The following is a 17,734-nucleotide window of genomic DNA, read 5'->3' as shown; positions in this document are numbered from 1 at the left end:
ATTCGGCCGCGGCACAGGAGTGTCCGCTGGGCGAAATGCGCCGATACCCTAGCAATCGCTTGGTTGGTAGGATGTCCGGCATGACTCCACCCCGAGGCGCCGACGAGTCTTCGAACAAGTCCGGGCGCCGCGCCGAGCTCCTCGAACTCGCTGCGGGCCTGTTCGCCGAACGCGGCCTGCGGGCCACGACCGTGCGCGACATCGCCGACGCGGCGGGCATCCTCTCCGGCAGCCTCTACCACCACTTCGACTCCAAGGAGTCGATGGTCGACGAGATCCTGCGCGGCTTCCAGGACGACCTGTTCGGCCGCTACCGCGAGATCGTCGCCGCCGGCATGGGCTCGCGCGAGACGTTCGAGGCTCTCGTGATCGCGTCGTTCGAGGCCATCGACGCCTCGCACAGTGCGGTCGCGATCTACCAGGACGAGGTCAAGCACCTCGCGTCCAACGAGCGGTTCGCGTACCTCGCCGAGCGTAACCAGGAGTTCCGCGACCTGTGGGTCGGGGTGCTCGAGGCCGGTGTCGCCGACGGCAGCTTCCGTCAGGACCTCGACGTCGAGATCGTCTTCCGTTTCATGCGCGACACGGTCTGGGTGGCCGTGCGCTGGTACCGGCCGGGCGGCCCGCTCACCGCCGAGGCCGTCGCCAAGCAGTACCTCTCCATCGTTCTGGACGGGCTTGCCAGCCCCGACTCCCACAAGTAATCCGACCCAGGAGCTGTTCATGCCCGAGGTTTACATCGTCGACGCCATCCGTACCCCGATCGGCAAGAAGAACGGTGGCCTGGCCCCCGTTCATCCGATCGACCTGGGCGCGCACATCATCAAGGCGCTCGTCGAGCGCACCGGTATCGACCCGTCGAACGTCGACGACGTCGTGTTCGGTTGCGTCGACGCGATCGGTGGCCAGGCCGGCAACATCGCGCGCCTGTCGTGGCTGGCCGCGGGCCTGCCGCAGCACGTGCCCGGTGTGACGGTCGACCGCCAGTGCGGGTCGAGCCAGCAGGCCATCCAGTTCGGCGCGCAGGCCATCCTGGCCGGCACCGCCGACCTGATCATCGCCGGCGGCGTCCAGAACATGAGCCAGATCCCGATCTCGGCCGCCATGATCGTCGGTGAGCAGTACGGCTTCAGCACGCCGACCGCCGAGTCCAAGGGTTGGGCCGAGCGCTACGGCGACGAGGAGGTGTCGCAGTTCCGCGGCGCCGAGATGATCGCCGACAAGTGGGACATCAGCCGCGAAGAGCTCGAGAAGTGGGCTCTGCAGAGCCACGAGCGCGCCAAGGCCGCGATCGCCGAGGGCCGCTTCGAGAACGAGATCGTTCCCTTCGGTGACGTCACCACCGACGAGGGCCCGCGCGAGACCAGCCTCGAGAAGATGGCGAGCCTCAACGTGCTGGTCGAGGGTGGACGCCTGACCGCTGCCGTCGCCAGCCAGATCTCCGACGGTTCGAGCGCGCTGCTGCTGGCGTCGGAGGAGGCCGTGCAGAAGTACGGCCTGAAGCCGCGCGCCCGCATCCACCACATGAGCGCCCGCGGCGACGACCCGATCTTCATGCTGAGCGCGCCGATCCCGGCGACCCAGCACGCGCTGGAGAAGACGGGCCTGACCCTCGACGACATCGACCTCGTCGAGATCAACGAGGCGTTCGCGCCGGTCGTCCTCGCGTGGATCAAGGAGCTCGGTGCCGACCCGGCCAAGGTCAACGTCAACGGCGGCGCGATCGCCCTCGGCCACCCGCTGGGTGCGACGGGCACCAAGCTGATGGCGACGCTGCTCAACGAGCTCGAGCGTCGCAACGGCCGTTACGGCCTGCTCACCATCTGCGAGGGCGGCGGCACCGCCAACGTCACGATCATCGAGCGCATCCAGGACTAGTCCTCCCGCTCACGAATGCCCTGCCGGTTCCCAGTGAATCGGCAGGGCATTCGCCGTCCCCGTCCCCCCGCGTTTTGCGCACTTGTCGCGACTCGGATGCCCGGCGGAGTGCGACAAGTGCGCAAAACGCGGTTGCTGGGGCGGCCTCAGGGGCGTTTGCGGGCGACGCCGGCGATCTGGGTGTTGACGGGCAGGAAGGGCGAGCGCAGGCGGTAGGCCTCGATGGCCGTCTCGGTGAATCCGGCGGCCTCGACCACGGCCTGCAGGTCGCGCTCGCAGGAGCAACCCTCGAAGGTCCAAGCCCACGGCCTGCGTGCGGCCCGCTGCAGACGGCGCAGCGAGGTGCCGTCGGGCGCGGCGACGTGCTCGAGGAACGCGTAGCGTCCGCCGGGACGTAGGACCCGGTACACCTCGGCGAGGACGGCGGCGGGGTCGGCCACGGTGCAGAGCACGAGGCTGGAGATCACCGCGTCCACCGATGCGTCGGGCAGATCGAGCCGTTCGGCACCGGTGGTGTGCAGTTCCAGATCGACCCCGGCACGCGCGGCCCGCGCACGCAGGCGATCGTGCATCGCCGGGTTCGGCTCGACGCCGATCAGCCGGGTGCCGGCGCGGAGGTAACGCAGGTTGGCCCCGACCCCGGGCCCCAGTTCGACGACTGTCCGTGGCAGGTCGTCGAAGAGGGACTGTTTGTGCGGTCGCAGCAGGTGATCCAGATATCGGTCGAGGGCGCTGAAGAACAGGGCGTTGAACGGCCCGCGGAGCGGATGGAACCGGAAGGCGCCGGGCGCGGTCGGCGCCGACTCCTCGGGTTCGCGGGACATCACATCGTGGCTGGCCATCGCTTGCGCTCCTTTCGAGATTCGCGTCGGTCGATGTGACTACGAGCCTCGCGGAGCGGCACCGCCGCGGATAGGAGGGAACTACCCCTGCCGGTACCTCAATCCGGTACCTCGACGTCGGGAGCCGGGCCGGCCGAGACGCTCCGGGCCCACCAGGCGGCGACCTGGGCGCGGGACGAGACCCCGAGCCGGAGCCGGATGCGCTCGACGTGTCCCTCGGCGGAGCGCTCCTCGATGCCCAGCCGCTGCGCGATCTGCCGGTTGGTCATGCCCTCCGCGACGAGCGCCGCCACCTGCAGTTGCCGCGCGGTCAGCGCGTCCGGCGGTTCCGGGGGAGGCGCGGTGGTTCCGTGCCCCAGGAATTCGAGCATCGCGTGCACGACGGCGGCGGCGTCGCCGACGTGCGGGAAGTGGCTGCGGCCGGGCAGCGAAATCAGCCGCGCGCCGGGGATTCGTGCAGCCAGTGCGCGGCCCGCGCGGTAGGGGATCGCCCGGTCGCCGCGCCGGTGTACGACGAGCGTCGGGGCGCCGACCCGGTCGAGCAGGTCGGTCACGTCGATCTCGTAGCACTGCGCGAGCAGGTCGGCGGCCAGTTCGGCTGGTGCGGCCTCCTTCTGCAGCCGAGTGAACAGCGCCCTGGTCGCGGCATCGGCGTCCGGCATGAAGATGTCGGCAAGCATCTCCGAGCCCAGCCCCCAGTGCGCTCGGATCATGCCCAGCACGGCGGTGCGAACCCCCGGCGCGGCGACGTCCGAGCCGTCGGCGTAACCGCCGTACAGGATCAGCCGGTCGACCCGCTGCGGGAACCGTGCCGCGAAGGCGATCGACACCGGCGCGCCCAGGGAGATGCCCAGCAGATCGAAGCGTTCCAGACCCAGGTGGTCGGCCAGAGCCTCGAGCAGCGTCAGATCGGCCGCCAGGCCCGCGGGCCCCGGCATCTGATCGGACAGCCCGCAGCCGGGCCGGTCGTATTGGACGACGGTGCGAACCGCCGACAGCGGTATGAAGAAGTCGCGGTAGGCGCGGTCCTGCCACAGCAACTCGAGGTGGCTGATCCATGCCGCCGGGACCAGGAGCGGCTTCCCTCGGCCGGTGTGGGCGTAGGCGATCCGCGCACCGGTCGGCGCCGTGAAGAAGCGGACCGGACGGCGCGTATCCCGCGCGGACGGTTGACCCATGACGGGCCTCCAGCTCGAGCTCTCTACCTCACACCATCATGCCCGAGCGTCCGAGCCGCGGCCGTCGCGTCCGGCATCGGCCCAGGTGCCGACTCAACTGTTTTCGGCAGCCCGCTCGGTTCGCTCCTGGGCCGTCTCGGTCGTCGCGGCCGGCGTGCCCCGGCTGATCAGCCAGCCGACGGCCGCGGCGAGGGGGAACATCACGACGCCGTAGACCGCGCCCGGGATCGCGATGTCGACGCTGTCGAGGACGCTGATCGAGATCGCGATGGCGAGAGTGCTGTTGTGGACACCGATCTCCATCGAACACGCGATGGACTGCCGCCTGCCCGCGCCGAGTACCTTCGGAACCCAGTAGCCGACGGCGAGGCTCGCAAGGCAGAACAGCGTGGTGATCAGTCCGACGTCGGCGAGGTAGCTGCCCACGTTCTCGTTCTCGGCGGCGATGGTGCCGATGATGACGAGCACCAGCACGACGGCCGACGCGATTCGCACGGGCTTGTCCATGCGGTGTGCGAAATCGGTCCACCGGGCACGCACGAACATGCCGACCGCGACCGGGATCAACACGATTGCGAACACCTGCAGCACCTTGCCGAACTGCAGCCCCATCGAGGTTCCCGTATCGGGATCGAAGTAGCCGAGGGCGAAGTTGGTGACAATGGGCAACGTGACCACCGCGATCACCGAATTGACCGCCGTCAGAGTGATATTGAGGGCGACATCGCCGCGGTAGAGGTGGCTGAAGAGGTTCGCGGTGGTGCCGCCGGGGGAGGCGGCGAGAACCATCATGCCGACCGCCAGGAGCGGTGGCAGGTCGAACAGGAGCACCAGGCCGAAGGCGATGGCAGGCAGTATCAGCAGTTGGCAGGCGAGTGCGATGGTCACGACGCGCGGATGTCGTGCGACGCGAGCGAAGTCCGCGGTCGTCAGCGACAGACCCAGGCCGAACATGATGATCGCGAGCGCCGCCGGTAGTGCCACGGTGGCCAGGGGAGAGTCCATGTCGTTCGCCGTTCCTCGTCTGCGGGTGTGACGCGCACGGTAGCGGCAATGACGCAGGGGAATGGCCGAAATGCCGGAATATGTTCTCCGTCGTCAGATCCGACGCCGGCGCAGCGACAGTGTGAAGCCGACCGGCATGAGCGTCAGACGCTCCTGGATGCGGAGCTGGTAGTCGGGGTCGGCGGTGAAGTCGTAGCGCCGCAGGATCGTGCCGAGGACGAGGACGGCCTCGTGGATCGCGAACTGGCGTCCGATACAGGCTCGTTCGCCGGTCCCGAACGGTTTGTAGATGTGTGGGGCGCGGCCGCGAACACGCTCGGGAGCGAAGCGGTCCGGGTCGAATCTCTCGGGGTCGGAGCCCCACGCGGGGTCGCGGTGCAGTGACGGGATGAGGACGAGTACCCACTCGCCGGCCCGCATCGGATACCGGTTCGCGAGTACCGTGTCCTCCCGCGCCTCGCGCGCGTAGGCGGGCGCCGTCGGCCACAGGCGCAGCGTCTCGTCCAGGACACGGCGGACGTAGCGTAGCTTCGCCACCTGCTCGAAGGTCGGGGTTCCGTCACCCCACACCGCGTCGACCTCGGCCCGCGCCTTCGCCAGTATCTCCGGATGCTGCGCCAGATAGTGGAGCGCGAACGACAAGGCGCCCGAAGTCGTTTCGTGGCCGGCAACCAGGAAAGTCACGACCTGATTCCGAATGTTCACCTCGTCCAGACGATTCGGGTCCTCTTCGCGCGCCGCCCGCAGCATGATCTCCAGCAGATCCTCGGGCCCCTCCGCGTCGCTGTCGCGGCGCTGCCGGATCACCTCGTCGACCACCTGTGCGAGATACGCGGTGTCCTGTTCGTTCTGCCGATCGGACTTGCGGTACAGCAACTTCGACACGAGCGGCACTTTCCGGAACGTGCGCCGCTGGGCGTGGGTGAGCGCGCGGACCATTGCCTCGACGAACGGGTGCGGCCGCTCCCTGCGAAACGAATCGAACGAATAGCTGAACCCCGCCCGGCCGATGGTCTCGAGCGTCAGCTTCGTCATGTCCGACGACACATCCACCTGCGCCCCGTCGTCGTGGGTGTCCCAGTGCTCGGCGAGTTCGCCGGCCACCGCCACCATGATGTCGTGGTACGAGCGCATCGCCGCCTGCGTGAACGCCGGACGCAGCAGGTTGTGTGCGCGAGCCCAGTTGGGCTCCTCGTTGTATGCGGTGAACAGGCCGTCGCCGCCGATTCCCCGCAACTCGGCGATTCCGGGGGCGACGTTCTTGGCGAAGCGGGACTCGTCGGACAGTTCCGCGACCATGTCGGCACCCGACACGAACACGAACCGGTGCCCCAGCGCCTTGCGTTCGAAGATCGGGCCCAGCTGCCGTTCGAGTCGCATCGAGTCCTGCACCGGGGTGTGCAGAGAGACCCCCAGGACGTCGCCCACGAGGGGCAGACGCCCGGGCGGATGCGGGACGGACACGGTTGTGGTGCTCGACTTCTCTACGACGCGCATCGTTCCCCCGCGGTGCCGGTCCGGTGTGTGGTACCGAAAGTACGCCCTATGTTCGCTACCCGACACCCTTTCGGGGGTGCCGGCGCGGGATTACCGTTCGAGGCATGTGCCGAAACATCACCGAGTTGCGCGGGCTCGAACCGGCTGCCACCGCCGAGGAGATCGAGGCTGCCGCGCGCCAGTACGTCCGCAAGATCAGTGGCGTCCACAAGCTGTCCGACGCCAACCGCGACGCGTTCGAGAACGCCGTCGAAGAGGTCACCGCGACGACGATGGAACTGCTCGCCGCGCTGCCGCCACGTCGGCAGCCTCCCAAGACGGTCCCGCCGCTGCGCCGGCCCGAGGTGCGTGCGCGCATGGCCGCGGCGGAGGAAGCCACCGTCGGATCCTGACTCCAGGGTCGTGCGGTGCCGGTCGGCCCCTGCTGTTACTCTGCGGGCTGACCAAGCACCGACCGGGGGGAACCGGATCGGCGGGGGACGTTCGTGATGGGGGCGGCAGGTTGCCGAGGGGGATGAGCGCGCATCGGTGTGCGCGCTTTCGAGTCGTGGCGGGCAGTGCTGCCCTCACATCGCTTGCATTCCGGGCATTCCAGACCGAGGCATCGGCGTTCACCGCGTCCGTGGACCAGCGGCCGCTGCGGCACTGAAACAACGCGACGTCTCAGTCTCGAATCACCAAGGGGGATCCTTCGATGGGCAAGCACCGCAAGAGCCGGGTCGGCACGATCGCACGGATGGCGCTGGTCCCGTCCGCCGCGGCCGCAGTGGTCGTGGCAGCGTCGGGCGCGGCGTCCGCGGCGCCGAACCAACTGCCCCCGCAGGGTGGGGTGACGACGGCACCGCCGGCGCAGGGTGGCGGTACCGATGCGCCCCGGACCCAGGGCGGCGTCACCTCCACACCCACCACACAGGGTGGCGTGACGACGCCGCCGGCGCAGCCCGAACCCGTGTACTGGGTCGCGCCGCCCGCGCATTATGAGAACGTCGAGTACCAGCCGCTCGACAACTACGACTACGACACCAACACCTACAACGCGCCCGACGACTACTACGTCGCTCCGCTCCGGGTCGAGGAACTGCACCTGCCCACGTACGTCGAGCCCACCGCGCCCATCATCGCGCCGCGCGAGACCCTGCGCCTGGGCACTTACCATGTGGCGCAGCCCAACTGGATCACCGACGGCGACCTCGCGCGTACCAACAACACCTCCGCCGTCATCGAGGCCGAGGTGTCGACGTTCTGGCGTTCGCTGGGCGTCGAGACCACCCGCGCAAATCGGCTCGCGGCGGCGCAGCTGGGTATGGGTGCGGCGGGTGCGATCGGAGCGGGGGCCGGCGGCGCTCTGGCCGGCGGGGCAATCGGTGGCGCAATCGGTGCGTCGATCTGGGGCGGTCAAGACCTGATCATTCCTGGGGGGCAGGTCATCTTCGTCACCAACAGTACGATCGGAACGGCGATCGGGGCTGTCGTAGGCGGGGCGATCGGCGCCGTGCCCGGTGCGGTAATGGGTGCCGTTGCGGGTACCACCATCGGCGCGGGGGACCTCGGCGAACCGCAGGAGCTTCCCGATGATGTCCGCAGGTTCTTCAACGACGTCGACCAGCCCGCGGTCACCACACAGACGCAGGACACCCTCGCTCAGTGGGAGACCAACCCGGTCGGCGGAGCTGCCGCGTCGGCGGTGCGGAATGGCGTGGCCGCTGCACCGGAGATCGACCGTCAAGCACGTGATTTCGTGGCAGCACAGCCCGGCGGTGCGCAGCTGCTGGGGCAGATCGACGCCGGACTCACCGCGTTCGTGCAGGAATCGTCTCTCGGTGTCGCCGCGAACATGATCGGTGAGGCCGTCGGGGCCGGCGTCCAGGCATGACCACCGGTGGGGCGGGAACGATCCCGCCCCACCCGCGCACCATCGCGGAGGAGAAATGGCGACCGACAACCGGAACGGACCCGCACTGTTCCCGGACGTGACCGAGCACTACGAATCGGAGCCTGCCGAAAGCGCTGTGGCGCCGTCGGTTCCGATCCCGGCGGCAGATGCGGTCTCGGTAGCTCCGACCCCGGAGGAGTCGGCGCCACAGGAGTTGACGCCCGACTTCGAGCACCGACCCGCCTGGCTGGCCGACCCGCATGTCGAACCCGAGCCCGAACAGCCGGCGCGTGCGGCGCGCCGGCCCCTCGTCGTCGCCTCCGCTGCGGTCTCGGTGCTGGCGGTCGCGGCCGTGACCGCGGTCGTTCTGACGGGCGGCGACCGCGAGACCGCCGGGTCGGCCGTGCCGGCGGCGGCAGCATCGGCGACGGCACAGGGCGCCGCTCCCGGCGCATCGGTGACCGGGGCGGGTTGGTGCGCCGAAGAGGTGAGCGACGGCCGGAGCGTCGGCCGCGGCCCGGGCACCGTCGACAACGGGCCCGGCGTGATCCGCGCGTTCGACCACGCGTACTACGCCCAAAGGGACGGCGGCCGGGTCGCGTCGCTGATGCTCACCCCGAACCCGGTGCCGGAGATCCAGAAGTGGATCGACGACGTCCAGGTCGGTACCGAGCACTGCGTGACCATCGCGTCCACCGCGGATCCGAACGCCTACATGGTGGACCTCGCGTTGCGGATGCCGGACGGCACGGACGGCACGATCCGCCAGCGCATCACCGTTGCCGCGTCACCCGACGGCTTCAAGATCGCGACGGTGGAGGATCTGCGATGAACAACGTGGTGTCGCTGCGCCGGGTCCCGAAAGTGGCCGAACCCGAACAGGTGTCGGCCGTGGTCGTCGCCGGTTCCGGTGGTGCCGCGGCCACCACCACGGCGTTCGGGCTCGCCACGGCCCTGCGGCTGGGCACCGGCAAGGAGGTCTCCGCGGTCGACGCCACCAGCGACGGTGGCAACCTGCTCTCCCGCACCGGTATCGGGGCCGTCGACGCGGCGCGCTCGATCCGCCAGTTCCAGGCGCACATGGCACTGACGTCGGCCGGCGTGGTCGTGGTCGGCAACGGCGGCGGCCAGCCGAGCGATGCGGCCATCGTCGACGAGCTCCTCGCGGCCCGGCACAGCGCCCGCATCCACGACGTCGGGACCGCGCTGCGTTCACCGCGACTGGCGCCGCTGCTGCGGTCCGGTGCCGCGCTGGTGGTGGTCGCATCCGCCCGCGCCGAGCCGCTCAGCCGGATGCGCGACGCGCTCACCTGGGTGATGTCCACCTACGGCGCCGAGGTGCTGGGACGCACCATCGTCGTCGTCTCGCACCAGATGCCGGACGCTCCCGTGGATCTGGCGCCGATCCGCTCGGCGCTCGCGCCTCGGGTCGCCGGGCTCGTCGAGGTGCCGTTCGACGCGGCCCTGGCGCAGCCCGGTGTGCTCGACCACCGCCGGCTGGCGTCGGCCACCCTCGACGCCTGGACCGACGCCCTCGACGTCCTCGGTGCGCTGTCGAGCCGGCTCGGCCGGTCCGATTCGGGGGAGTCGAGCAGCGAACTGGCCTGAAACGGAAGAAGGGACCCGGCATGCGCTGGTGGCGCATGCAGGGTCCCTTCAGCGGAGAACCGGGAAGCCGGTCAGGCCTTGAGGTCTCCAAGTGCATCGATCCGCTTCACGGCGTCGGCCATGATGCGGTCGATCAGTTCCTGGCAGCTGGGCAGGTCGTCGATCATGCCGACCACCTGACCGGACGCGAGCACGCCGGCCTCCGTGTTGCCCTCGACCAGACCGGCCTTGAGCAGCATCGGGGTATTGGCGGCCATGATGATCTGCTGCCACGTGCGGTCGCCGGACTTCTTCATGGCGAGCCCGTCCTTGGCGAGGGTGGACCACTTCATGCCCGTCATCGCCTTGAACTTCATCGCGTTCTTGGTGGCGGCGACGAGTCCCTTTGCGTAGCTCGACTTCTCGAGCGCATTCACCAGCTCGGTGTTGAGGACTCGGTGCGGCATGCCGTCGACCTTCACGGACACCGTGGTGTCGGTCAGACTGCGCTTGAGGTACTCCTGCTTGACCGAGTCCGGCACCGCCGAGTCGCGGGTGAGCAGGAAGCGGGTGCCCATCGCGACGCCCGCGGCACCGTACGACAGCGCCGCGGCCAGGCCACGACCGTCGAAGAACCCGCCGCCGGCGACGACCGGGATGTCGACCGCGTCGAGCACGGACGGCAGCAGCAGCGTCGTGGCGACACCACCGGTGTGGCCGCCGCCCTCACCGCCCTGCACGACCACCGCGTCGGCGCCCCACGAGGCCACCTTGACGGCGTGCTTGGCGGCACCGATCGACGGGATGACGACGATCCCGTTGTCCTTGAGCTTGGCGATCAGGTCCTTCTTGGGGGCCAGCGCGAACGAGGCGACCTTGACGCCTTCACGGATCAGCAGGTCGCAGCGCTTGGAGGCGTCCGACGCGTCGGCGCGCATGTTGACGCCGAACGGCTTGCTCGTGAGCTGCTTGGTCTTCTTGATCGCAGCCTCGAGCTCTTCGTACGTCATCGTCGCCGAGGCGAGGATGCCGAGGCCGCCCGCGTTGGCGGTGGCCGCGGTCAGGCGCGGGCCGGAGACCCAGCCCATGCCCGTCTGCACGATCGGATGCTCGACACCGACGAGTTCGGTGAACGGCGTCTTCAGGACGGCGGTCACGCCGAGACCTCACGGTCACGCAGGCTCTTCGGGTCGATGACCTCGCGGATCAGGCGCAGCTCTTCGGCGGTGGGCTCACGGGTGACGCCCGCCGAGTCCAGGTCGGCGATCTCGAAGGAGGTGTTCGCCTTGACGTCCTCGGCCGTGACGCCGGGGTGCAGGGTGACTGCGCGCATCGTCTGACCGGGGCCCTGGAAGTCGAAGACGCCCAGGTTGGTGACCACGCGGTGGTTCTTCAGGAAGCGGAAAGCCGGGTTCTCCGGATCGACCTTGTCGTAGCCGACGCCGCACACCACATCGACCTTCTCGGCGAACACCCGCGAGGAATGCTTGCCGACCCAGTAGCTGGTGGCGTGGTTGATGGTGTTGCCCGGAGCGCCGCGCAGGCCGAACATCTGGCGGGTCGGCTTGTCCAGCGGACCGAACGCCGAGAGGTTCTGGTTGCCGTACTTGTCGATCTGGTTCGCGCCCATCACCACGTGGCGACGGCCGGAGGCGACCACGTCGAACACCTTGGAGAAGGGGATGTAGCCCTCGATCGGCGCGCTGGCGCCGATGGCCGGAGCCTCGGCCAGGATCAGGGCCTCACCGTCGGTGATGATCAGGTCGGGCTCGGTGGTGAGCTTGGCCAGGCGCGCGCCGATCAGCGGCAGCGTCGCCATGGGGGAGGCGAAGATCTCGCCGGCGTCGGCGAACAGCTCGGCGCAAGCGACGGCGCAGTACTCCGCGCGGGTTACCTCGGTCATGACTTCTGCTCCTCTGCGAACTTGCGCACGGCGGCCTGGTAGTCGTCCTCGCTGCCGGACAGGTAGGTGTCGGCGAAGGCCTGCCAGGCCTCGGGGGTCTTGGCGGACTCGGCGTAGTGGCGCTGGAACTTCTCGTCGCGCTTGTAGCTGCCGGCGAAGGTGAAGTGGGCGCCGTTCGGAGCCTCGGTGACGGTGTCGACCATCGACCGGTTCAGGATGAGAGCCTGATTCGGGACGGACTTGACGAGTTCCTCGGTCGAGACGATCTTGTCGGCGCTGAGGATGCGCTGCTCGGCCGCGAGGCAGAACAGGTCGTCGAAGTACGGGTCGACACCGGTGTAGGCGGCGTTACCGCGCTCGTCGGCGAGGTCCAGGTGGACCAGGGCTGCGTCGAGCTTCAGCGCGGGCATCGCGATGAGGGTCTCGGTGCGGCCGTCGGCGTCCGGGTACGGCGACGCGACGGTCTTGAGCTCGTCGCCCCAGACGGTCTGCGCGTCCGAACCGAGGCCGGCGCGGATCGGCATGAACGGCAGGCGCGCGGCGGCAGCCTGCAGGCCGGCCTTCACCATGCCCTCGTCCATCTCGCGGGACTCGATGGTCCCGGCGACACGGGCCTGCGCGAACCACGGGTCGTAGAACGGCGCCGAGTCCAGGGACACGAAGCCGTAGTAGGCGCGCTTGACCTTGCCGGCGGAGATCAGCAGGCCGAGGTCCGGGCCGAGGTACCCGACGACGGTCAGGTCCTTGACGTCGCTGCGCAGCAGTGCGCGGACGAGGGCCATCGGCTTGCGCCGCGAGCCCCAGCCGCCGATGCCGATGGTCATCCCGCTCTGGATACCGGCGACTGCCTCATCCAGTGAGCGGCGCTTGTCGCGCTTCTCAGCCATTACTTGCTGTCTCCCTTGGGTGCGGTGGTGTTCGACTTCGGCTTGCCGGTGGCGACGAACTCGTCGCGGTGCTCGTCGGCGACGCCGGCGAGGTTGAGCTCGAACGTGAAGCCCTGCTCGATCCGGTAGCTGGTGTGGACGTCCATCACGTCGATGCGGTTGATGGCTTCCTTGGCGCGGCGGATGACGCGGGTGTCCTTGGCGGCGATCTCGCCGGCGATCTTCAGCGCGCAGGCGTCGAGCTCGGCGCGCGGAACCACGTCGTAGACGGAACCGAAGTGCTTGAGCGTCTGGGCGTCGACGTTCTTGGCCGTGTAGTACAGCGTGCGCATCATGTGCTGCGGCACCAGGCGCGCCAGGTGGGTGGCCGCACCGAGGGCGCCGCGGTCCACCTCGGGCAGACCGAAGATGGCGTCGTCGGACGCGACGATGACGTCCGCGTTGCCGACCAGGCCGATTCCGCCGCCGACGCAGAAGCCGTTGACGGCGACCACGACGGGGACCTCGCAGTCGTAGACCGCGGAGAACGCCGCCGCGCAGCCGCGGTTGGCGTCGATGAGGGCGCCGTGGCCCTCGGTGGCCTGCATTTCCTTGATGTCGACGCCGGCATTGAAGCCGCGTCCCTCGGCACGCAGGATCACCACACGGGTCTCCGGATCCTTGCCCGCCGCCAGGATGGCGTCCGCCAACTCGAACCAGCCCTTCGAGGGGATGGCGTTCACCGGCGGGTAGTCGACGGTGACCGTGGTGATCCCGGCACCGTCCGAGGTCGAAGTGATGCCCATGGCATGTTCCTTACGTCTATTGACCGAACCAAGCGATTGCTTGGTAAGTTATCACAGACGGGTACGAAAGACCCGTGCCGCTTCAGGGAGGAACAAGGTGGATCTCGGTCTCGAAGGCAAGGTCGTACTGGTGACCGGCGGGGTGCGCGGAATCGGTGCCGGAATCAGCCGGTCCTTCCTGCGTGCGGGCGCCACGGTCGTGACGTGTGCCCGTCGTCCGGCCGACGAGGCCATCGAGGTCGACGGCCGCGGTGTCGACTTCATCGCGTGCGACGTCCGCGACGCCGAGCACGTGCAATCGATGATCGACCGAATCGTCGCGAAGTACGGCCGCCTCGATACCGTCGTCAACAACGCCGGCGGTGCGCCCTTCGCGATGGCGGCTGACGCCGGCCCGAAGTTCCATTCCAAGATCGTCGAGCTGAACCTGCTCGCGCCCCTGCTGATCTCGCAGATCGCGAACGCGGTCATGCAGAAGCAGGAGGACGGTGGATCGATCGTGATGATCTCCTCCGTCAGCGGTAGTCGGCCGTCGCCGGGCACCGCCGCGTACGGCGCGGCCAAAGCCGGCATCGACTCCCTCGCGGCGAGCCTGTCCGTGGAGTGGGCGCCCAAGGTGCGGGTCAACTCGATCGTCGTCGGACTGGTCCAGACCGAGCTGAGTCACCTGCACTACGGCGACGAGGCCGGTATCGACGCCGTCGGCGCCACCGTCCCGCTGGGTCGGATGGCCCGTCCCGAGGACATCGGCAACTGTGCGACATTCCTGGCATCACCGTTGGCGGCCTACGTCAGCGGTTCGACCCTTACCGTCCACGGCGGCGGCGAGCGCCCGGCCTTCCTGGCCGCGGCTACTACTTAAGGAGAACAAGTGAGCGGTTTGCTTGACGGCCGAGTCGTCATCATCACCGGCGCCGGCCGTGGAATCGGTCGCGCCCACGCGCTGGCCTTCGCGGCCGAGGGCGCCAAGGTCGTCGTCAACGACATCGGTGTCGGCGGCGACGGCTCCAACACCGGCGAGACCCCCGCGGAGCAGGTCGTCGCGGAGATCAAGGCAGCCGGCGGCGAGGCCGTCACCAACGGTGACGACGTCGCGTCGTGGGAGGGTGCCCAGAACCTGATCCAGACCGCGTTGGACAATTTCGGCCGCCTCGACGTCCTGGTCAACAACGCGGGCTTCCTGCGTGACCGCATGCTGGTCGGCATGAGCGAGGAAGAGTGGGACGCGGTCATCCGCGTGCACCTCAAGGGGCACTTCGCCCCGCTGCGCCACGCCGCCGCGTACTGGCGTGCCGAGTCCAAGGCCGGACGTCCGGTGGACGCCCGCATCATCAACACCAGCTCGGGCGCGGGCCTGCAGGGTTCCATCGGCCAGGGCAACTACGCCGCGGCCAAGGCGGGCATCGCCGAGATGACCATCCAGGCCGCCGCCGAGCTGAAGAACTACGGCGTCTCCGTCAACGCCATCGCCCCCGCGGCCCGCACCCGGATGACCGTCGGTGCCGGTGGCGCGATGGCCGAGGCGATGGCCGCTCCGGAGGAGGGCTTCGACGCGATGGCGCCGGAGAACATCTCGCCGCTGGTCGTGTGGCTGGGCTCCGCGGAGTCGAAGGACGTCACCGGACGCGTCTTCGAGGTCGAGGGCGGCAAGATCACGGTCGCCGAGGGCTGGCGCCACGGCCCCACCCAGGACAAGGGTGACCGTTGGGATCCCAAGGAGCTGGGCCCGGTCGTCGCCGACCTGCTGGCCAAGGCCGAGGTTCCCACCCCGGTCTACGGCGCGTAGGCGGCTCCGCCACCCGTGCGCCTTTTTGGTAGCTCCGGCTACCGAAAAGGCGCACGGGTGCGAAGCGCCTAGGCCGGCGTGCGGACGATCAGCACGGTGCCCGGGAAGTACGCGGCCAGTTCGCTGCGTGCCTGCTTGAGCGCGGCGGTGCCGTAGCCCTGCTTGCGCGACTCGGGGGCCACCCAGATCGCGACGTCCACCTCGTTGCCGGTGAGTTCGCCGAAGATCAGGCCGACGCCGTTCGGGGCGTCGCCGGTCGTGCACTCGGCGACGAACCACGCCGCGGACTCGTCGTCGATGCGCTTCAGGCCGTGCCGGCGCTCCCGCTCGACACGCTCGTCGTCCCATGGCTTTCCGGACTCGTCGAACTGCTCGGTGGAACGCTTGCGGAACAGTGCCGCGTCGTCGTCGGAATCACTGAACGGGCGCAGTCGAACTCCCGCCCCCGTGCTGTACGGACGCTGCTCGGGCAGCCATTGCAGCGTCGCGTCGAGATCCTCGAGTTCGGTGCGGATGCGGTCGCGCTCCTTGACCGTGAGGCGGTCGAATCGCAGACCCAGCACGGCCTCGGCGCAGAAGTCGGACGTGTCGAGCAGGTCGCGTACCGCCGCGACTGCGGCCGCACGATCGTTGCTCTCGACGATGGCGTCCAAGACCTCGTGACGACGGTCGAGCGCCTTCAGCAGGGCTGAGGCGATCTCGCGTCGGTCGATCACCTGGTCGTGGTTCTTCACTGTCATATCGCGACATTCCTCCTCGAGAACCGGTGTGCCCGGCGCCGATGTGCCGGGCGTCGGCCCCCATTATTCCCGTTCGACCTCGCGCAGGGGAGGGGCGAAAGTTATTCGCAGATCACCACGGGAATCTGCCGATCGGTCCACGACTGGTAGTTGTCGAAGTCGGCGTACATGTCCACCAACCGGGGCCACAGTTCGGCACGCTCCTCGTCGGTGGCCACCCGTGCCCGCATCGTCCGGATCCGCGACTTGATCTGAATCGTCACCTCGGGGTTGGCGCGAATGTTGAGGTACCACATCGGATTCTTGGGCAGCCCGCCCTGCGAGGCCACCAGGATCACCCGGTCGCCGTCCTCGAGGAACAGCAGCGGGCTGACCCGGGGCTGACCGCTCTTGCGGCCGGTGGTGGTGAGCAGGCAGACCGGGATCCCCCACGGGAAGGCGCTGCCCACACGCCACTTGCCACCCAGACGCCCGCCGGTGGCCCGATACAGCTTGACGTTGGTCTTCGACATCCACTTGATGATGTCGACCGTGTACTTGGAATCGAGCCCCGACGGGCGCTGCGTGGTCATCGGTCAGAGGCTCCGATCAGATCCGCTCGATGATGGTGCCGGTGGCCAGCGCGCCACCCGCACACATCGTGATGAGCGCGGTCGACGCGTCGCGACGCTCGAGCTCGTGCAGGGCGGTGGTGATCAGGCGGGAACCGGTGCTGCCCACGGGATGTCCGAGCGCGAGAGCGCCGCCGTTGACGTTGACCTTGTCCATGTCGGGACCGTGAACCTGCGCCCACGACAGCGCCACCGATGCGAATGCCTCGTTGACCTCGAACAGGTCCAGGTCGCCGATCTTCATGCCGGCCTTCTCGAGGACGCGGGACGTGGCCTGGACCGGGCCGTCGAGGTGGTACTCGGGCTCGGCGCCGACCAGTGCCTGGCTGACGATGCGGGCGCGCGGCTTCAGGCCGAGCGCGCGGGCGCGGTCCTCGTCCATGAGCATGACGGCGGCGGCGCCGTCGGAGATCTGCGACGACGTTCCGGCCGTATGGGTGCCGCCCTCGAGGACGGGCTTGAGCTTGGCGAGGGACTCGGCGGTGGTGTCGCGCAGGCCCTGGTCGCGGCTGACGACGTTCATCTCCGACGTGGGCTGCTTGTCCTCACCGATCACCGGGGCGGTGACGGGGACGATCTCGCGATCGAAGCGACCCTCCTCCCACGCCTGCTTGGCGCGGGCCTGCGACTGCACGCCGAGCACCTCGAGGTCCTCGCGGGTGAGGCCGCGGCGCTTGGCGATTCGCTCGGCGGCGTTGAACTGGTCGGGCATGTCGATGTCCCACGACGCCGGACGACGCGGACCCGCCGCGGTACCGACGTTGGCGCCCAGCGGCACCTGGCTCATGGCCTCGACACCGCACGCGATGCCGACGTCGATCGCACCGGTCGCGATGAGACCGGCGATGAGGTGGTTGGCCTGCTGTGCGGAACCGCACTGGCAATCGATGGTGGTCGCGCCGACCTGCCACGGGAGGCCGGCCGCGAGCCAGGCCGTGCGGGTGACGTTGTTGGACTGCGCGCCGGCCTGGGTGACACACCCGCCGATGACCTGCTCGACCAGCGTCGGATCGATGCCCGCGCGGTCTACGATGCCCTTCTGTGCGGCTCCGAGGATCTCGGCCGCGTGCAGACCGGACAGCCAGCCACCGCGCTTTCCGATCGGGGTGCGAACTGCCTCGACGATTACTGGTGTGCCCACGGCGGGCTCCTTTCACTCTCT

The 17,734-nt window shown here is 69.0% G+C and carries 19 protein-coding genes; 8 read left to right on the top strand and 11 right to left on the bottom strand.

Annotated elements, in window-relative coordinates:
* Nucleotides 1-80: 80 nt before the first annotated feature.
* A complete protein-coding gene (locus A6I89_RS09040) occupies nucleotides 81-704 on the top strand; it encodes a TetR/AcrR family transcriptional regulator (RefSeq protein WP_022594071.1) in 624 nt (207 codons plus the stop codon).
* Between the two features lie 19 nt (nucleotides 705-723).
* On the top strand, nucleotides 724-1,878 hold the full coding sequence (locus A6I89_RS09035) for an acetyl-CoA C-acetyltransferase (RefSeq protein ID WP_005515575.1): 1,155 nt from the start codon (nucleotides 724-726) through the stop codon (nucleotides 1,876-1,878).
* A gap of 146 nt (nucleotides 1,879-2,024) precedes the next feature.
* Here the strand turns inward: A6I89_RS09035 and A6I89_RS09030 are convergent, their stop codons facing one another.
* The 4 genes from A6I89_RS09030 to A6I89_RS09015 all read right to left on the bottom strand — a co-directional run bounded on the left by A6I89_RS09030 (nucleotide 2,025) and on the right by A6I89_RS09015 (nucleotide 6,400).
* Nucleotides 2,025-2,720 (bottom strand): class I SAM-dependent methyltransferase, encoded by a 696-nt coding sequence (locus tag A6I89_RS09030; RefSeq protein WP_022594072.1) that lies wholly within the window; start codon nucleotides 2,718-2,720, stop codon nucleotides 2,025-2,027.
* A 98-nt stretch (nucleotides 2,721-2,818) separates the two neighbouring features.
* Nucleotides 2,819-3,898: an alpha/beta fold hydrolase gene (locus tag A6I89_RS09025; RefSeq protein ID WP_022594073.1), complete on the bottom strand. Its 1,080-nt coding sequence runs from the start codon at nucleotides 3,896-3,898 to the stop codon at nucleotides 2,819-2,821.
* Between the two features lie 93 nt (nucleotides 3,899-3,991).
* Nucleotides 3,992-4,903, bottom strand: coding sequence for a bile acid:sodium symporter family protein (locus tag A6I89_RS09020; RefSeq protein ID WP_022594075.1), 912 nt, complete (start codon nucleotides 4,901-4,903; stop codon nucleotides 3,992-3,994).
* A 93-nt stretch (nucleotides 4,904-4,996) separates the two neighbouring features.
* The gene (locus tag A6I89_RS09015) at nucleotides 4,997-6,400 is read right to left on the bottom strand and encodes a cytochrome P450 (RefSeq protein ID WP_022594076.1); all 1,404 of its coding nucleotides are present in this window, start codon (nucleotides 6,398-6,400) and stop codon (nucleotides 4,997-4,999) included.
* 104 nt (nucleotides 6,401-6,504) lie between these two features.
* Here A6I89_RS09015 and A6I89_RS09010 point away from each other — a divergent pair, with 104 nt between their 5' ends.
* The 4 genes from A6I89_RS09010 (at nucleotide 6,505) to A6I89_RS08995 (ending at nucleotide 9,881) form a co-directional block, all read left to right on the top strand.
* Complete coding sequence (locus A6I89_RS09010) at nucleotides 6,505-6,792, top strand: DUF2277 domain-containing protein (RefSeq protein WP_022594078.1); 288 nt, start codon at nucleotides 6,505-6,507, stop codon at nucleotides 6,790-6,792.
* A 302-nt stretch (nucleotides 6,793-7,094) separates the two neighbouring features.
* On the top strand, nucleotides 7,095-8,273 hold the full coding sequence (locus A6I89_RS09005; RefSeq protein WP_022594080.1) for a hypothetical protein: 1,179 nt from the start codon (nucleotides 7,095-7,097) through the stop codon (nucleotides 8,271-8,273).
* A 55-nt stretch (nucleotides 8,274-8,328) separates the two neighbouring features.
* Complete coding sequence (locus A6I89_RS09000) at nucleotides 8,329-9,105, top strand: DUF8176 domain-containing protein (RefSeq protein WP_022594082.1); 777 nt, start codon at nucleotides 8,329-8,331, stop codon at nucleotides 9,103-9,105.
* Nucleotides 9,102-9,881, top strand: a complete 780-nt coding sequence (locus tag A6I89_RS08995) for a hypothetical protein (protein WP_005515565.1) — start codon at nucleotides 9,102-9,104, stop codon at nucleotides 9,879-9,881. Before A6I89_RS09000 ends, A6I89_RS08995 begins: the two co-directional genes overlap by 4 nt.
* Before the next feature lie 71 nt (nucleotides 9,882-9,952).
* Here the strand turns inward: A6I89_RS08995 and A6I89_RS08990 are convergent, their stop codons facing one another.
* From A6I89_RS08990 to echA20, 4 genes are read right to left on the bottom strand one after another with little or no spacing between them, the layout of a single operon-like run.
* Entirely contained in the window at nucleotides 9,953-11,017 is a 1,065-nt protein-coding gene (locus A6I89_RS08990; RefSeq protein WP_005515564.1) for an NAD(P)H-dependent flavin oxidoreductase, read from the bottom strand.
* On the bottom strand, nucleotides 11,014-11,763 hold the full coding sequence (locus A6I89_RS08985; protein ID WP_005515563.1) for a CoA-transferase subunit beta: 750 nt from the start codon (nucleotides 11,761-11,763) through the stop codon (nucleotides 11,014-11,016). The genes A6I89_RS08990 and A6I89_RS08985 overlap by 4 nt, the downstream gene beginning before the upstream one ends.
* Complete coding sequence (locus tag A6I89_RS08980; protein WP_005515561.1) at nucleotides 11,760-12,650, bottom strand: CoA transferase subunit A; 891 nt, start codon at nucleotides 12,648-12,650, stop codon at nucleotides 11,760-11,762. Before A6I89_RS08980 ends, A6I89_RS08985 begins: the two co-directional genes overlap by 4 nt.
* Nucleotides 12,650-13,435 (bottom strand): (7aS)-7a-methyl-1,5-dioxo-2,3,5,6,7,7a-hexahydro-1H-indene-carboxyl-CoA hydrolase, encoded by a 786-nt coding sequence (gene echA20, locus A6I89_RS08975; protein ID WP_005515559.1) that lies wholly within the window; start codon nucleotides 13,433-13,435, stop codon nucleotides 12,650-12,652. The genes A6I89_RS08980 and echA20 overlap by 1 nt, the downstream gene beginning before the upstream one ends.
* Before the next feature lie 97 nt (nucleotides 13,436-13,532).
* Between echA20 and A6I89_RS08970 the strand changes: the two genes are divergently transcribed.
* Both A6I89_RS08970 and A6I89_RS08965 read left to right on the top strand, forming a co-directional pair.
* Entirely contained in the window at nucleotides 13,533-14,297 is a 765-nt protein-coding gene (locus tag A6I89_RS08970; RefSeq protein ID WP_022594085.1) for an SDR family oxidoreductase, read from the top strand.
* A 9-nt stretch (nucleotides 14,298-14,306) separates the two neighbouring features.
* Nucleotides 14,307-15,221: an SDR family oxidoreductase gene (locus A6I89_RS08965; protein ID WP_005515556.1), complete on the top strand. Its 915-nt coding sequence runs from the start codon at nucleotides 14,307-14,309 to the stop codon at nucleotides 15,219-15,221.
* Between the two features lie 68 nt (nucleotides 15,222-15,289).
* Here A6I89_RS08965 and A6I89_RS08960 read toward each other — a convergent pair whose 3' ends face one another.
* The 3 genes from A6I89_RS08960 to A6I89_RS08950 all read right to left on the bottom strand — a co-directional run bounded on the left by A6I89_RS08960 (nucleotide 15,290) and on the right by A6I89_RS08950 (nucleotide 17,713).
* Entirely contained in the window at nucleotides 15,290-15,961 is a 672-nt protein-coding gene (locus A6I89_RS08960) for a GNAT family N-acetyltransferase (protein ID WP_022594088.1), read from the bottom strand.
* Between the two features lie 101 nt (nucleotides 15,962-16,062).
* Complete coding sequence (locus A6I89_RS08955; protein ID WP_013414870.1) at nucleotides 16,063-16,533, bottom strand: nitroreductase family deazaflavin-dependent oxidoreductase; 471 nt, start codon at nucleotides 16,531-16,533, stop codon at nucleotides 16,063-16,065.
* 16 nt (nucleotides 16,534-16,549) lie between these two features.
* Entirely contained in the window at nucleotides 16,550-17,713 is a 1,164-nt protein-coding gene (locus tag A6I89_RS08950; protein ID WP_005515547.1) for a steroid 3-ketoacyl-CoA thiolase, read from the bottom strand.
* Nucleotides 17,714-17,734: the final 21 nt, after the last annotated feature.

Origin of the sequence: Prescottella equi, from assembly GCF_002094305.1 — a bacterium.
GTDB classification, from domain to species: domain Bacteria; phylum Actinomycetota; class Actinomycetes; order Mycobacteriales; family Mycobacteriaceae; genus Prescottella; species Prescottella equi.
This window is presented reverse-complemented; position numbering and strand designations above follow the sequence as displayed.

Bases quoted from the DNA above. Each gene is read 5' to 3' on its own strand.
- A6I89_RS09040 (WP_022594071.1), top strand. From the start codon at position 81: ATGACTCCACCCCGAGGCGCCGACGAGTCTTCGAACAAGTCCGGGCGC.
- A6I89_RS09035 (WP_005515575.1), top strand. From the start codon at position 724: ATGCCCGAGGTTTACATCGTCGACGCCATCCGTACCCCGATCGGCAAG.
- A6I89_RS09030 (WP_022594072.1), bottom strand. From the start codon at position 2,720: ATGGCCAGCCACGATGTGATGTCCCGCGAACCCGAGGAGTCGGCGCCG.
- A6I89_RS09025 (WP_022594073.1), bottom strand. From the start codon at position 3,898: ATGGGTCAACCGTCCGCGCGGGATACGCGCCGTCCGGTCCGCTTCTTC.
- A6I89_RS09020 (WP_022594075.1), bottom strand. From the start codon at position 4,903: ATGGACTCTCCCCTGGCCACCGTGGCACTACCGGCGGCGCTCGCGATC.
- A6I89_RS09015 (WP_022594076.1), bottom strand. From the start codon at position 6,400: ATGCGCGTCGTAGAGAAGTCGAGCACCACAACCGTGTCCGTCCCGCAT.
- A6I89_RS09010 (WP_022594078.1), top strand. From the start codon at position 6,505: ATGTGCCGAAACATCACCGAGTTGCGCGGGCTCGAACCGGCTGCCACC.
- A6I89_RS09005 (WP_022594080.1), top strand. From the start codon at position 7,095: ATGGGCAAGCACCGCAAGAGCCGGGTCGGCACGATCGCACGGATGGCG.
- A6I89_RS09000 (WP_022594082.1), top strand. From the start codon at position 8,329: ATGGCGACCGACAACCGGAACGGACCCGCACTGTTCCCGGACGTGACC.
- A6I89_RS08995 (WP_005515565.1), top strand. From the start codon at position 9,102: ATGAACAACGTGGTGTCGCTGCGCCGGGTCCCGAAAGTGGCCGAACCC.
- A6I89_RS08985 (WP_005515563.1), bottom strand. From the start codon at position 11,763: ATGACCGAGGTAACCCGCGCGGAGTACTGCGCCGTCGCTTGCGCCGAG.
- A6I89_RS08980 (WP_005515561.1), bottom strand. From the start codon at position 12,650: ATGGCTGAGAAGCGCGACAAGCGCCGCTCACTGGATGAGGCAGTCGCC.
- echA20 (WP_005515559.1), bottom strand. From the start codon at position 13,435: ATGGGCATCACTTCGACCTCGGACGGTGCCGGGATCACCACGGTCACC.
- A6I89_RS08960 (WP_022594088.1), bottom strand. From the start codon at position 15,961: ATGACAGTGAAGAACCACGACCAGGTGATCGACCGACGCGAGATCGCC.
- A6I89_RS08955 (WP_013414870.1), bottom strand. From the start codon at position 16,533: ATGACCACGCAGCGCCCGTCGGGGCTCGATTCCAAGTACACGGTCGAC.